Genomic DNA, 13,838 nt, shown 5'->3' with positions numbered 1-13,838 from the left:
AAAATAGGTTTAATTAATAGTAGGAACAGTATAGTAAACACGAAGTACTATATTATTCTTGTTAAAGGCAACACGGTTCACGGTCTTGCCGATAACATGTCTTCCATAGGTATAAGCAGACGATGCACCTTCATAAGGCACCAAAACAACCTTGGTGAATTTAGGCTCTGCATTGTTTTTTGAAAGCGCTAACAATTGCTGAAAGAACAGTGTTGCTGCGCCTTTATATTTCTTTGTATCAGATGCATAGTTGAGCGTAAAAAATCTTCCGAAATCACTTACAACATTAAGCGTGCTATCAAAAGGTACTGCACCTGAATAGTAGCTCGAAGTACCGCTACGATCATAATTTATATATCCTTTGTAGGCATTTATAGTCGCAACATCACTGGTGTATTCGGTACCATTGGCCTGATAAGAAAGTTTTTTAAAGCGGTTATTATCTTTTACAACTTTTACTACAAGATTGGATGGTGGAATATAACTGCCCGGATCTTCTATACCGTTAATAATAAGTTCTGCTGAATTGATCTCTGCTTTATCCAGTGTTGCCGCAAACTCATTAAATTTTGAAAGATCAAGTTTGGTAACAACACCACTTCCGGCCTGCACATAACGAAGGTCACCGTTAGGTTCAGTTTCCTGATATTTAGTAGTTAGTGACGAAAGTTCTGAGGCTGCACGGTCGGTAGTGATCTGACTGTAGCTGATCAGCGTTCCCACAGTGAATACAAGTGCGAGCGTATCTTTTGTGGTGTGATAGTGCAGCACCATCCGGGTAAAATTATCATTTGGTCTTATGCCGATGATTTTATCGGATTGACCCGGTACAAAAGCAAGTCCTTTAAATTTTTCGGTGAAGTAGTTATAGGTCAAAAAATCTGTCGGGGTAGAAGTCACCGCCAGGTTTAATAAGCGTTCTCCCAGATCATTGCTCAACGGCACGCGCGTAACAATGGTGTCGGGCGTGGCATCGGCGATGTTCAGATTATATTTATCCAGATCAACATTGATAGAACCAGAACCAAGCGGTGAGGCATCGTATGCCGTAGTGCTGTTGCCGAAATAACTTTTCTGAAAGCTATAGGTTGTTGTATACGGCTTTTGCTGACCTCCGGTGTTAGTAGTGCTGGTTACATCATAAGCACTTTTTAGCTGATCGGTCAGTTCGTGCACAAAGAGTTCCTGCTTGGTATTTCCATTCGCACCATACGCGTAGAAATCATGGCGTAGTGTAAGTGAAATAGAATCAAATACCGGAGAGTGGTTTGTTATAGAAGTATCCAGTGCGCTGGCAGGCATGAACTGTGCTATAGCTACAGCTTGTGTATTACCAAAACGCTCATCTGTTACCTTCCCTACCAATAAACGGTTCAGGTCGTTGGATGCATTGTAATTGGATGTACGGATGGAGTCCAGCAGTATTACACTGCTTTCAACCGGTATATCAATGTAAGAAAGATCAAATTTGGATGTTGGATTTTCGTAACCGAGAAGGCTTGTTCCATCTTCGCACGAGAAAAAAAATAGGGCAATTGCAACAATCGCCAATTGCCCTACGCGCTTAGCCAGCAAGTTCATTATAGAAATTGTAATACGATTCAGTGTAATTGTCGTCTTGAATAGTTTCTACTTTCTTTTCTTTGATTTTTTTGAAGAGGCCTTCCAGCTTCTTGGTTTCACCTGCTGCAATAACAGCATCTGAAAACTCAACACCCAGTTTAATGAAACCTTCAAAGTCTGCAGTCTTCAAATTGCCCAGCATGTTGTCTTCAATATCCATCATCTTCACTTTATCGAGAATATCGCCCTTGAATTTGTGAGAGAACGGATTGTTGTAGATTGAAAAAACAGTTTTTGTATTCTTGAACAACGGATCATTTTTGTAAGTAGTCTTCAAATACAGCGGAATGAAGCTTGTAATCCAGTCATTGCAATGCACAATGTCTGGTCCCCATCCTAATTTGCGTACGGTTTCAATTACACCTTTGCAGAAGAAAATTGCACGCTCATCATTGTCTTCGTAGAAGTTGTTTTCCTTATCGTGGAAAACAGATTTGCGATGGAAGTAATCTTCATTGTCGATGAAATATACCTGAAGTTTGGCGTTGGGAATAGACGCTACTTTAATGATCAGCGGCTTCTCCTCATCACCTACGGCAATGTTGATACCTGAAAGCCTCACCACCTCATGTAACCTGTTCTTGCGCTCATTGATGATTCCGAATCGCGGCACCAGAATCCTAATCTCCATTCCCTTCTCCTGCATTGCTTGCGGAAGTTTGCGAACAAAGTCCGCTACGTCTGAAGTTTGCAGAAAGGGATTTATCTCGCTGGCTACATAAAGAATACGGAGTTTTGACATATTATTGATTTTTAAAGTAGAACGGAAAATTGAGCCACAAAAGTACAAATAAATACCCCCATGATCAACTTATTTTCAGTTTTCCCTATATCTTTGCCCCCCTTCGCCAGAGCGGCCTAAAATGGAGATTTTCAAGCAAATAGCCCCATTAAAAGCCTTTATTAACGCCCAGAAGCAACGAGGCCAGTCTATTGGACTGGTACCTACGATGGGGGCACTTCATGCCGGGCATCTTTCCCTTATTGAAGCTTCAAAAAGGCAAAATTCAATAACGGTTTGTTCAATTTTCGTCAACCCAACACAGTTCAACAATCCTGCTGACCTGCTGAAATATCCACGCACCTTTGATAAAGACACTTTATTGCTGGAAAAAGTTGAATGTGATGCTGTTTTTTATCCCGACAGCTCGGAAATGTATCCAGAAACATCACTCATCAAGTTCGATTTCAGTCATCTCGATAAAGTGATGGAAGGTAAATTTCGTCCAGGACATTTTAGCGGTGTTGCTTTGGTGGTATCAAAACTGTTCAACATTGTTGAGCCAGACCACGCCTATTTCGGGCAGAAGGATTGGCAGCAATTTGCTGTGATCCGGCAATTAGTAGAGGAACTTAAATTCAATTTAACCCTGCACAGTCAGCCAACTTCACGGGAGGCAGACGGACTGGCCATGTCGTCACGCAACCTGCGGTTGAATGAAGACCAACGAAAAAATGCCACCGTTTTTTACCAGGCACTTCTGGCTGCTAAAAATGCATTGCATGCAGGTAAAAGCATTACCGAAGCACGAGTGCTTGTAAAGGAAATTGTGGAACAAAAAACTGAAATAAAACTTGAGTACTTTGAAGTTGCCGAAAGCAAAAACTTAAATCTTTTGGAAAACGTTAAGGACTCGGATCAGCCCATTATGTGTATTGCCGGTTTTGTGGGTGAGATACGGCTGATCGATAACATGTTTTTAAATTAATCTGCAAACGCTTGAGAATAGAAGTTTTAAAATCAAAGATTCATCGCGCCAAGATTACACAGGCAGAGCTTCACTACGTAGGAAGCATTACGATCGATGAAGACTTGATGGATGCCGCTAACTTCATTGAAGGTGAGAAGGTGACTGTAGTGAACGTTAACAACGGAGAGCGCCTGGAGACTTATGTTATTAAAGGTGAACGCAGCAGTGGTATGGTTTGTCTCAACGGACCAGCCGCACGCAAAGCGCAAGTAGGAGATATTGTTATCATTATCTCGTATGCTTCGATGAAGTTCGAGAAAGCAAAGAAATTCAAGCCGACAATCATTTTCCCTACTCCGGATAATAAGCTACCTTGAGCTGTTTAATCGTACGCTAACATTAACTACAAGCTCGTGTCTTCACGTCTCAAGGCCTTTATTCAATATGCTATAATTTTTGTCGTTACCATTGCGTTGATCTGGTTCTCACTGCAAGGATTATCCGAAGAAAATAAATGGCAATATCTGAAAGACACATGGCAGTCTGCAAATAAAGCCTGGTTATTGGCCATGGCCGGTATAGCGATGCTAAGTCATGTATTGCGCGCAGCACGGTGGCGCATGCTCATGGTGCCATCGGGCCATCATCCCAGATTATCGCATAGCTTTTATTCGCTCATGGTAGGCTACCTTGTTAACCTCGTTATTCCGCGGGGAGGAGAAGTATCACGTTGCTTTAATTTATACCGCCTTGACAAAACTCCGGTAGATATGTCGTTCGGCACCGTAGTAGTAGAGCGTATTGTAGATATGTTGTGCCTGCTTATACTTATTGCTATATCTTTCGCTGTTGAATCGGAGAAACTTTTTCAATTTATCGAAACACTGCCCATTGGCAAACCTGGTGATAGACTTCCCATCATGCTCCTGCTATATATTGGAGCTGCCTGTATAGTGTTTGCTGTAACTGCATTTTTAATTCTGCGCCGCAATGAAAAGCTGAAAGCTTTTATGACCAAAACGTGGCAAGGCTTCAAGCAAGGGCTCTCGTCTGTATTTAGACTTGAGAACAAAGGCCTCTTCATTGTATATTCTGTTTCCATCTGGTTGCTATACTTCCTCATGAGTTATACTGTTCTTCAGGCATTTCCTTCTACGAATGCGCTGGGCTTTGGAGCAGTGTTGAGTTTATTTGCAATTGGCTCCATTGCGATGGCGGCTCCGCTTCCGGGAGGAACAGGATCATATCACGTATTGGTTCCACAAGGTTTGGTGTTTCTCTATAGTGTTCCTCAATCAGAAGCTGTTGCCTTTACATTTATTTTTCATGGATGGCAAACTGCTATTATGATTGTAGGAGGAGCAATCTCACTGCTGATTTCTTCTTATATCGTGCGAAAAAAAAATTCCTGATTATATATTGATGACCCGTTGCCAGCCATTGTACTGCCACTACAATTTACCATTGATTTTTTCTGCTACTACATGCTCTCCAATCTGTTGTGCCCATAGCTCCCGATTTACTCCATGTGTTTTTATTTCTGTCCTGTAAAAACCGTTCCATTATAAACCGTGAGCGCCATCTTCACTTACCGCAAGGCCAAGCCGCGATATTCCGGCACTTAAAAAAGTTTGTATCTGCCCGTAATATAGGATTAACACTATCGATCTTTAGGAAAGGCAACATCATCCATGATGAATCGCGTTGCACGGTGGAGAATGCTCAACAACAGTTTTTGGTTTACATGCAGCAACGATGATGATTACAGAAGGCAGCCCGCCAACATCTTTAAAAATCTTTTTTCGTTTCATGCAGATATACTTTATATTTCAGCTTATGCCAAGAGGGCATACGCAATTTTTACCTCTTACATTTATAAACGTTTAAGTTACTATTATGAAAACGAAAACGAAAAAGAAACACATTGAAGAAGAGCTTATCAAAGAAGCACTTGAAGAAGAGCATCGTATTCGTAAAGCATTTAAGGATAAGGACTGGGCAGAAATAAAAGGCTCTAACAGCTGGATGATCTTTAAGGTTATGTCTGAGTTTGTGGAAGGACTTGAGAAGCTCGCCAAGATCGGACCTTGTGTTACCATCTTTGGATCGGCACGTGTAAAACCCAATCATCATTATTACAAAGTAGCAGAAGAGATTGCTTTTCAGTTGGTACAACAGGGATATGGCGTGATCACTGGCGGTGGGCCCGGTATTATGGAAGCGGGTAACCGCGGAGCCAATCGCGCCAAAGGTAAATCTGTTGGCTTGAATATCTACCTGCCACACGAACAGAAAGGGAACGCTTACATAGATCCTGACAAACTCATCACGTTTGATTACTTCTTTGTGCGCAAGGTAATGTTTGTAAAATACTCGCAGGGATTTATCGTTATGCCCGGGGGATTCGGAACGCTGGATGAGCTGACGGAAGCACTTACACTGATTCAAACAAAAAAGATTGGGCGTTTTCCGATTGTACTGGTTGGCAAAAAATTCTGGGGAGGTTTACTCGACTGGTGGAAGAAGGTGCTTGTACACGATGGTATGATCAGTGAAGAGGATCAGGATCTTTTTAACCTGGTAGATACTCCGGAAGAAGCTGTGAAAGTAATTGATGAGTTTTACTCAAAATATTTACTGTCGCCCAACTTCTGATCTGCGGAACACGACAGAAATAATTAGCGTTGAATACGAATAACCCCCGCTAAACCAAAGGCTATTCGGATGGAAAAAAAATCCACACATATGTCGCGGAAAGATTCGTTCTTTTCAATAGGAGGTATATCGGGCTCAGACTTTATATCGGTTTGCACGCTTGTAATTCTATTCGGGTATATCATGTACAATCAATCAAGACAACCTTCGGCAGAGGAAACAATCTCTGACGAAGGTGTTATTGAAACGCCGTATGAAGACCTCACTTCTCCCTTACCCGCTATAGCATTTGATCTGCCTAAAAAGATAACATTCGCGGGTGAAGATGTTCCATTAGCAATACCCGATGTTCGCGAGCGACTCGATAAGGAGCTGCAAATAAATTGTTATCTCCATAGCAATACAATCTTTCTGATCAAGCGTGCTCATCGCTGGCTTCCGCAGATGGAAGAGATACTGCGGCGCAATGGCATCCCTGACGATTTTAAATATCTGCCCCTGATTGAAAGTAATTTACTGAACGTTACTTCCTACCGCGATGCTGTAGGATACTGGCAAATACTGGAATCATCGGGCAAAGAGCTTGGTCTTGAAATTACAAAGGAAGTTGACGAACGATTTGATCCCTTAAAAGCAACGGAAGCTGCCTGTAAATATCTAAAGAAGGCATACAGTAAATTTGGAAACTGGTCGCTGGTGGCCGCATCCTATAATCGTGGCATGGGTGGCATGGAACGTGCGCTTGAAGAACAGCGCGTACAGTCGTACTACGATTTATACCTGAACGATGAAACTTCACGCTATGTATTCCGCATTCTGGCAATCAAAGAAATCATTGAGAACCCGGTGAAGTATGGTTTCAAGATAGACGCCCGTCATCTATACCAGGAAGAACCACTCCGATATGTGGAGGTATCTGAAACCGTGCAGGATCTTGTTACATTTTCTCTTGAACAAGGCATCAACTACAAACTATTGAAACGCCACAATCCGTGGCTTCGGGAAGATAAATTGACCGTTAAAAAAGGAAAGCGTTATCGTATCGCGATTCCTTCATAGTTATCAATATCCTATCCACATAACTATATCCGTACCATGCGTCCTTATATACTCTCTGAGATCAACTGGAAAGCTATTCAGGAAATCAAATATCAGCTCGCGGTCCTTCCGTGGGGAGCATGCGAAGCCCACAACTATCACTTGCCTTATGGAACTGATATTATTGAGGCTGAGTCTGTAGCCGCCGAAGCCGCACGCATCGCGTGGGAAAAAGGAACGCGTTTGGTAGTATTACCGGTAATTCCCTTCGGCGTTAACACCGGGCAGTTCGATGTAAAGCTCGATATGAATATGAATCCCTCTACCCAGCTGGCTGTGCTGCGCGATGTACTGGATGTGTTGCATCGGCATGGTATATATAAACTGGCTATATTGAATAGCCACGGAGGCAATGACTTCAGAACGATGATCCGGGAGCTTGGTCTTCAGTTTCCATCCATGTTCTTATGTCAATGTAATTGGTATCAAGCTGTTGATCAAAAAGAATTCTTTGAGAACAAAGATGATCATGCCGGCGAAATGGAAACCAGCGTTATCATGCACCTCACACCGCAACTGGTGTTACCATTAACTGAGGCTGGCGATGGTGCAGCTAAAAAATTCCGCATTGCCGGTATACGTGAAGGTTGGGCATGGGCGGAACGCAAATGGACACAAGTAACAAAAGACACCGGAGTAGGTGATCCAAGAAAAGCATCTGCTGAAAAAGGCGCCCGCTATTTTAAAGCAATAACAGAGAAGATAGGTAACTTCTTTCACGAAATAGCCACCGCTGATAATAACGACATGTATAGTTTATAGTATGTTATTCGTTAAGCGTTAAGCGTTAATCGTTATTTGCCTTTCCGTACAGATAACGGATAACTTAATTAGCGGCCATCTTTGTGTTCCTGTATATTTCTTTACCCTTCTCATTCCACTCGGCCTTGATATAGGGCTTTATTTCTTTATCGAAGGCTTCTTTGGAGTAGGCTACAATCTTCTTGCGCTTTCCATTGGGATAGAACTCCGTCCAGTCGCCAACGCGCTGATCCCAATGATATTCGCCTTGCACCGCTACCGCACCATTGTCGTGAAAGAGGTAATAGTAACCTTCCTTCTCACCAAATTCAATTGGTATCATTTCTTTCATTTTTTTTCGTTCCATCGGATCATAGTATGTCACCAGCGATTCGCGCGGCCATCCGCGATAATATTTTTCTTTATCCGTCAGCACACTGTCGCGGCTATAGGTAAGCCAGCGTCCATGTTTTGTTCCTTTGTAAAAAATACCTTTGGCAAGCACTACTTCGCCTTGTCGTTTCTCATACGGCCCATGCAGTAAAACTCCTTTCGCTGGATCGAATGTGGAAGTCTTGCGAATTTCTTTGCGGGTAAAGTCATACCAGTATATATCGCGCACAAATGTCTGCGGCTTTTCTGCCTTCTTCAGATAGTAGAATGTTTCATACGTTACACGATCACCAAAACCTTTGCGTGTAAATCCCTTCTTGGTCTTTATGCCATAGAATACTTTCTTCTTAACCTTTTTCTTTTTCTGCTCGGCAGGTTCTTCTTCTTTTTTGAAATCAAGTGTAGCTGGAGTATCTATGGAAAATTTCTCGTCTTCCGGCTCAGTCGTTTCCTGCGCAAAACCGGTAGCACAGGTTATTGCCAGTAAGCTGATTAACAGAATATGACGTACCATATTTTTTGGGTATTTAATGGGACAACGAATTTAAGTAAAATTTAGTGTGAAGACCTTGCTGAGTTGAAACTTCCAGCTGTAAAAAAAGGTTCAATCAACATCCTGCCATTAACATGAGTGTTAAACCAAAAAGAATTCTTGCCATCAGCGGCAGCCTTCGTGCCCAATCTTCCACACAGTATATCATTCAGGCTTTCCGGAAATTTGTACCCGATGCATACGAATTTATAGTATACGATGGCCTGGCCTCGCTTCCACACTTTAATGATGCTGAAGCACCAGATACTTCTGTTTTATCATTGCGAAAACTGTTAGCAGAAGCCGATGGGGTTCTTATCTGCACGCCTGAATATGCATTTGGCGTTCCGGGATCTTTGAAGAATGCCTTAGACTGGACCGTGTCTTCAGGAGAACTAGTAAATAAACCTACGGCTCTTATTACAGCTGCTACCAGTGGTGAGCATGCACATGCATCACTTCTGCTTACGCTATCAGCACTCTCGGCAACTATAGCCGATGAAGCCAGATTGCTCATTCCTTATGTTCGCGCCAAGCTCGATAAGCAGGGCCTTGTAAAAGATACGGATACATTGCAAGCCATAGAATCGGTTTGCAAGGCCTTGATAAATTCCATGCAGAACCTTTAAAAAAGCGGTACGTTTGGTACCTTACGCGCTGAAGAATTTTCCTGAGAAGAATTGAATTAGAATACCATGGCCGAAGAACTGATTATAGCAGCATCTACCAACAAGAAAGAACGTTACGATATACTTATTCCGCAGATCGAATTGCTCGTTACAGGAGAACCGGATATCATTGCCAATTTTTCCAACATTGCTGCGGCTTTGAAACAGACTATGAATTTCTTCTGGGTGGGATTCTATATTGTGAAGCATGATCAATTGGTGCTTGGTCCTTTCCAGGGACCTATTGCCTGCACGCGCATCAACTTTGGCAAAGGTGTGTGTGGTACATCGTGGAAAGAAAAGAAAACGATCGTGGTTCCTAACGTTGATGAATTTCCAGGTCATATAGCGTGCAGCTCTGCATCCAAGTCAGAAATCGTGTTGCCGGCATTCAAAAATGGAGAAGTGGCACTGGTGCTCGATGTTGATAGCAATGTGCTGAATGACTTTGACGATACCGACCGCGAAGCCTTGGAAAAAGTAATGCGCATCGTTGAAAAATTATTGTGACACAACAAGATCTCCACGCATTTTATACTTCCCGTAAAACATCTTTTACCGGAAGTCTCGCGTCAATACGCAAGCAGATCAATGTTATCTCCAACACACGGCTGGCCATCGCGCTGCTAATTATCCTGGCAGTATATTTTGGATTGACCCACCATATACTCTTATACGCTGCCGTATTTTTAGTGACCGTATTTATATACCTGATCCGTGTGCACAGCAAACTCTTCGATGAGAAAACACATCTGGAGAATCTGGTAAATCTCAACGATGCCGAAAGTAAAGCGGCTCTTGGTGATTCATCGTTATTTGCAGCAGGCCGCGAATTCATAGATCCGCATCATCCCTATACACACGATCTTGATATTTTTGGGGAGGGCTCTCTCTTTCAGTATATAAACCGATGCAACACGCTGAGTGGAAAACGTAAATTTGCAGATCGTCTTTCAACCTCACTGCCATCGGCATCGCATATTCAAGAGCAACAGGAAGCCATACGCGAGCTTGCATCTCATACGGAGTTCAGGCAACATGTGCAGGCAGCCGGGAAGGAATTGGAAGAACAACCGGCCGATCGCGCACAACTTGAAGCATGGCTAAAGCAGCCTTCATTTCTTTACGGAAAATCTTTTTACAGGTATCTGCTTATTTTATTTCCGATTGTTACCGTGGCATTGGTGATTCTCGCATTTATTTTCCCGACCATGAAAGGATGGGCTATACTCTGCGCACTTGCGCAATGGGCTATACTAGGATTACACGTAAAGAAGATCAATGCTTTTCACGACTATATAAGTCGTAAGAAAAATATACTGCAGCGCTACGCACAATTACTCGGACATCTTCAGCACAATACGTTTCAATCATCCTTGTTGAAAAAGATATCAGCGAATGCACACGAGGCTGATGTAAAAGTAAAATCGCTTGCATCGTTGGTGCGCTCACTCGATGCGCGACTTAACAGCATGACTACATTGGTAGTAAACAGCTTGCTACTTTACGACCTGCAGTGTGTTTACCGGTTAGAGAAATGGAAAGAGCAGCATGCTGATAAACTTCCTGCATGGCTCGATGTTATCACCGAAACAGAAGTACTCTGCAGCTTCGGCACATTTGCTTTCAATCATGCTGATTTTCAATATGCCCGGATTCAGGCTGAGTTGTCCATTGAGATTCAGCAACTCGGTCATCCCTTGTTGCCAGAAGATGAGCGTGTATCCAACGATCTGCTAATCGGCAACAAGCAATCTATACTGATCGTAACGGGTGCCAACATGGCTGGCAAAAGTACATTTCTCAGAACGATAGGAGTAAATCTCGTGCTTGCGTTAAGCGGTGCCCCGGTATGTGCACAACAGTTTTGTTGCCCGGTAATACAATTACGCACCGGTATGCGTACAGCCGACTCATTGAAAGATCATCAGTCGTATTTCTATGCAGAGCTTAACCGCCTTAAAACTATTATGGATGAGCTGCGAAGTGATAAGCCGCTGCTGATACTATTAGATGAAATTCTGAAAGGAACAAACTCAACCGATAAACAGGCTGGCTCTATTGCATTGGTAAAACAACTGCTGCCACATCCGTGTCTGGCATTGATCGCTACACACGACCTTGCGCTTGGCGACCTGGAGCAGGAATATCCGGATCGCGTAAAAAACTATTGCTTCGAAGCTACCATTGAAAACGACCAGCTTTCTTTTGACTATAAACTGAAACCAGGGCTGGCTCAGAAAATGAATGCCACGTTTTTAATGAAGAAGATGGGAATTATACCAAGGTAAGCCAGAGATAATTTCTTTTACTGGCCTTCAAACTTCAATGCTATACTATAAGACGCTACACCTTGCAATACAACTTCGCGTGTGCCGGTGCCATCCAGGTTACCGCGTGCAATGACAAATGAATCGTTAGCAGCATCCGTTTCTGTCCAGTATATTTTACCTGAACCGCGATCTACTGCAATGCCATCGGCACGGTTTACACCACTGCTATAGTTGAAAAGAAAAGTAGACGAACTGGTACCGATGTTTCCTACCGATATACTTTTCAATCCTTCGTCTGCCCAATAGATTTTAGCATGCTCTTCATCCAGAAATATAGATGACGGATTTCTGAGCACCGCACCGTTCTCGCTATATTTTGAGAAGAGCGAGAAGCGCGAACTTTTACCATCGAGTTTACCGGCCCATATACCGGCAAATCCGCTAAGATCAGAGAAGTATATCCATTCGTTCTTCTTATCCACAGCCAGTCCATACGAATAGTAGATCACAGAATCTACACCATTAAATCGTAGGGATTCTGCAGGTGCCGAACCATCCATGCTGCCTTTCTTGATCTGGCCTGTGCCAGAGTTACCCCAGTATAAAGAGCTTGTAGGCACGTTGATTGCAATGCTGGTGGGTGTTTTTACACTGTCGGCTTCATCATAAAGTACCTCCACCGAGCCGGTGCCGTCTACATTGAAGCGAACAATGCGGTTCCTCATTTCTTCGGCTGCGTAGATCTTGCCACCTATAAAATCGATCGCTATGCTGGCGATTGTATCAACACCCTTTGATTCATCGGCTACGGTCGTAAACGAACCGGGTATATTTACATCCATTACACCGATCTTTTTACCAGTATAATCAGCAAAGTAAAGATGCGTTGCTTTTGGAAATACTACAGGCTTCGGAAGACCATCGCCACAAGATGACAGAAAAACCAACGATGCTATAAGAACGACCAGAGAGGGAATATACTTCATGAATGTAGAGGCTATAAATGGTATTGTTATTATACAGGGATTTTACAGAGTTCCGACAATGCCTTTACAGCAAAGTCAATTTCTTCGGGCTTATTGTACTTGCTAAAGGAGAAGCGCACAGCGCCTCGTTTTGACTCCGGATAAAGCGCACCCAATACGTGCGAACCTTGTGTGGCTCCGCTGGAACAGGCACTACCTCCCGAAGCGGATATACCTTGAAGGTCGAGGTTGAAGAGCATCATTTCATTCTCTTCCGATTCGGGCAGGCAAACATTGAGTACAGTATATAAACTACGATCGATGTTACCCGAATCACCATGGAAGCTTACACCAGGTATTTGGGCTTTCAGTTGCTCGATCATACGCGATTTCAATCCTTTGATATAGTGGATGTGTTCATCCATATCACGATAGGCAATCTCCAATGCTTTTGCCAACCCGATGATGCCGTATACATTTTCTGTTCCGCCACGCATATTGCGCTCCTGTGCACCTCCGTGTACAAACGGCTGTATCTTCTTATCCTTGCGGATGAACATAAAACCTATGCCCTTGGGGCCATGAAATTTATGTGCCGCAGCTGTGATGCCATGTACTTTTGTTTTAGTAAGGTCATGTTTGTAATGACCCATGGTTTGTACGGTATCAGAATGAAAATATGCTTTATAGTGATCGCAGAGTTCTGCTACACGATCGAGGTCCAGCAGATTTCCCACTTCATTGTTGGCATGCATGAGCGACACCATGGCCGAAGGATTTTCTGTTAGCAGTTGTTCCAGATGCGCTATGTCTACATGGCCTTTTTCATCCAGCTTTACCATGTGTAATTTGAAGTCGCCCTGCCTGGCCAGCATGTGCAACGTATGCTCTACCGCATGATGCTCAATGGGTGAAGAAATCACATGCTTTATGCCGTATGTGTGGATGCTGCTCGTCAAAATGGCATTGTCGGCTTCTGTACCGCCTGAAGTAAAGATGATTTCACCGGGCGTACAGTTTAATAGTTCGGCAATTTTTTTTCTGGCCGATTCAATAGCTGCCCGTACCTTTCTTCCGTGCCCGTGGGTAGATGACGGATTACCGAAATCCTCCAGCATAAAGGGCTTCATCGCCTCAAACACCTCCGGATCAAGCGGAGTAGTGGCAGCATTGTCCAAATAAATGCGCATAAATCAGTT

At 43.2% G+C, this 13,838-nt stretch carries 14 protein-coding genes; 9 read left to right on the top strand and 5 right to left on the bottom strand.

Features of this window, described 5'->3' with window-relative positions; translation table 11 throughout:
- Positions 1–9: 9 nt before the first annotated feature.
- Together V7Q33_RS11675 and V7Q33_RS11670 are read right to left on the bottom strand one after the other, a co-directional pair.
- A complete protein-coding gene (locus tag V7Q33_RS11675; RefSeq protein ID WP_331982607.1) occupies positions 10–1,581 on the bottom strand; it encodes a DUF4270 family protein in 1,572 nt (523 codons plus the stop codon).
- Complete coding sequence (locus V7Q33_RS11670) at positions 1,565–2,365, bottom strand: glycogen/starch synthase (protein WP_331982605.1); 801 nt, start codon at positions 2,363–2,365, stop codon at positions 1,565–1,567. The genes V7Q33_RS11675 and V7Q33_RS11670 overlap by 17 nt, the downstream gene beginning before the upstream one ends.
- Positions 2,366–2,486: 121 nt before the next feature.
- Here V7Q33_RS11670 and panC point away from each other — a divergent pair, with 121 nt between their 5' ends.
- The 6 genes from panC (at position 2,487) to V7Q33_RS11640 (ending at position 7,829) form a co-directional block, all read left to right on the top strand.
- Positions 2,487–3,332, top strand: coding sequence for a pantoate--beta-alanine ligase (gene panC, locus V7Q33_RS11665; protein WP_333819948.1), 846 nt, complete (start codon positions 2,487–2,489; stop codon positions 3,330–3,332).
- Positions 3,333–3,343: 11 nt separating this feature from the next.
- Positions 3,344–3,691, top strand: coding sequence for an aspartate 1-decarboxylase (gene panD / locus V7Q33_RS11660; protein ID WP_331982601.1), 348 nt, complete (start codon positions 3,344–3,346; stop codon positions 3,689–3,691).
- A gap of 36 nt (positions 3,692–3,727) precedes the next feature.
- Positions 3,728–4,726 carry a lysylphosphatidylglycerol synthase transmembrane domain-containing protein gene (locus tag V7Q33_RS11655; RefSeq protein WP_333819947.1) on the top strand — a complete coding sequence of 333 codons (999 nt, stop codon included), beginning with the start codon at positions 3,728–3,730 and terminating at the stop codon, positions 4,724–4,726.
- A 484-nt stretch (positions 4,727–5,210) separates the two neighbouring features.
- Complete coding sequence (locus V7Q33_RS11650) at positions 5,211–5,969, top strand: TIGR00730 family Rossman fold protein (RefSeq protein WP_331982596.1); 759 nt, start codon at positions 5,211–5,213, stop codon at positions 5,967–5,969.
- 90 nt (positions 5,970–6,059) lie between these two features.
- Positions 6,060–7,028 (top strand): lytic transglycosylase domain-containing protein, encoded by a 969-nt coding sequence (locus V7Q33_RS11645; protein ID WP_331982594.1) that lies wholly within the window; start codon positions 6,060–6,062, stop codon positions 7,026–7,028.
- 36 nt (positions 7,029–7,064) lie between these two features.
- A complete protein-coding gene (locus V7Q33_RS11640) occupies positions 7,065–7,829 on the top strand; it encodes a creatininase family protein (protein WP_333819946.1) in 765 nt (254 codons plus the stop codon).
- Positions 7,830–7,893: 64 nt separating this feature from the next.
- On the opposite strand, the gene V7Q33_RS11635 is transcribed toward V7Q33_RS11640, so the two are convergent.
- The gene (locus V7Q33_RS11635; protein ID WP_333819945.1) at positions 7,894–8,715 is read right to left on the bottom strand and encodes a toxin-antitoxin system YwqK family antitoxin; all 822 of its coding nucleotides are present in this window, start codon (positions 8,713–8,715) and stop codon (positions 7,894–7,896) included.
- Positions 8,716–8,828: 113 nt separating this feature from the next.
- Here V7Q33_RS11635 and V7Q33_RS11630 point away from each other — a divergent pair, with 113 nt between their 5' ends.
- The 3 genes from V7Q33_RS11630 to V7Q33_RS11620 all read left to right on the top strand — a co-directional run bounded on the left by V7Q33_RS11630 (position 8,829) and on the right by V7Q33_RS11620 (position 11,692).
- Positions 8,829–9,362 carry an NADPH-dependent FMN reductase gene (locus V7Q33_RS11630; RefSeq protein ID WP_333819943.1) on the top strand — a complete coding sequence of 178 codons (534 nt, stop codon included), beginning with the start codon at positions 8,829–8,831 and terminating at the stop codon, positions 9,360–9,362.
- Between the two features lie 66 nt (positions 9,363–9,428).
- The gene (locus V7Q33_RS11625) at positions 9,429–9,911 is read left to right on the top strand and encodes a GAF domain-containing protein (protein ID WP_333819942.1); all 483 of its coding nucleotides are present in this window, start codon (positions 9,429–9,431) and stop codon (positions 9,909–9,911) included.
- On the top strand, positions 9,908–11,692 hold the full coding sequence (locus V7Q33_RS11620; RefSeq protein ID WP_333819941.1) for a MutS-related protein: 1,785 nt from the start codon (positions 9,908–9,910) through the stop codon (positions 11,690–11,692). The genes V7Q33_RS11625 and V7Q33_RS11620 overlap by 4 nt, the downstream gene beginning before the upstream one ends.
- Before the next feature lie 17 nt (positions 11,693–11,709).
- Here the strand turns inward: V7Q33_RS11620 and V7Q33_RS11615 are convergent, their stop codons facing one another.
- Positions 11,710–12,660 carry a hypothetical protein gene (locus V7Q33_RS11615; protein ID WP_333819940.1) on the bottom strand — a complete coding sequence of 317 codons (951 nt, stop codon included), beginning with the start codon at positions 12,658–12,660 and terminating at the stop codon, positions 11,710–11,712.
- A 29-nt stretch (positions 12,661–12,689) separates the two neighbouring features.
- Positions 12,690–13,829 carry a cysteine desulfurase family protein gene (locus V7Q33_RS11610; RefSeq protein ID WP_331982580.1) on the bottom strand — a complete coding sequence of 380 codons (1,140 nt, stop codon included), beginning with the start codon at positions 13,827–13,829 and terminating at the stop codon, positions 12,690–12,692.
- Positions 13,830–13,838 lie beyond the last annotated feature (9 nt).

The organism is Ohtaekwangia sp., from assembly GCF_036786105.1.
GTDB lineage: Bacteria > Bacteroidota > Bacteroidia > Cytophagales > Cyclobacteriaceae > Ohtaekwangia.
The sequence above is the reverse complement of the archived record's forward strand: the minus strand, read 5'-3'. Positions and strand labels throughout refer to the sequence as shown.

Bases quoted from the DNA above. Each gene is read 5' to 3' on its own strand.
- V7Q33_RS11675 (WP_331982607.1), bottom strand. From the start codon at position 1,581: ATGAACTTGCTGGCTAAGCGCGTAGGGCAATTGGCGATTGTTGCAATT.
- V7Q33_RS11670 (WP_331982605.1), bottom strand. From the start codon at position 2,365: ATGTCAAAACTCCGTATTCTTTATGTAGCCAGCGAGATAAATCCCTTT.
- panC (WP_333819948.1), top strand. From the start codon at position 2,487: ATGGAGATTTTCAAGCAAATAGCCCCATTAAAAGCCTTTATTAACGCC.
- V7Q33_RS11650 (WP_331982596.1), top strand. From the start codon at position 5,211: ATGAAAACGAAAACGAAAAAGAAACACATTGAAGAAGAGCTTATCAAA.
- V7Q33_RS11645 (WP_331982594.1), top strand. From the start codon at position 6,060: ATGTCGCGGAAAGATTCGTTCTTTTCAATAGGAGGTATATCGGGCTCA.
- V7Q33_RS11640 (WP_333819946.1), top strand. From the start codon at position 7,065: ATGCGTCCTTATATACTCTCTGAGATCAACTGGAAAGCTATTCAGGAA.
- V7Q33_RS11635 (WP_333819945.1), bottom strand. From the start codon at position 8,715: ATGGTACGTCATATTCTGTTAATCAGCTTACTGGCAATAACCTGTGCT.
- V7Q33_RS11630 (WP_333819943.1), top strand. From the start codon at position 8,829: ATGAGTGTTAAACCAAAAAGAATTCTTGCCATCAGCGGCAGCCTTCGT.
- V7Q33_RS11625 (WP_333819942.1), top strand. From the start codon at position 9,429: ATGGCCGAAGAACTGATTATAGCAGCATCTACCAACAAGAAAGAACGT.
- V7Q33_RS11615 (WP_333819940.1), bottom strand. From the start codon at position 12,660: ATGAAGTATATTCCCTCTCTGGTCGTTCTTATAGCATCGTTGGTTTTT.
- V7Q33_RS11610 (WP_331982580.1), bottom strand. From the start codon at position 13,829: ATGCGCATTTATTTGGACAATGCTGCCACTACTCCGCTTGATCCGGAG.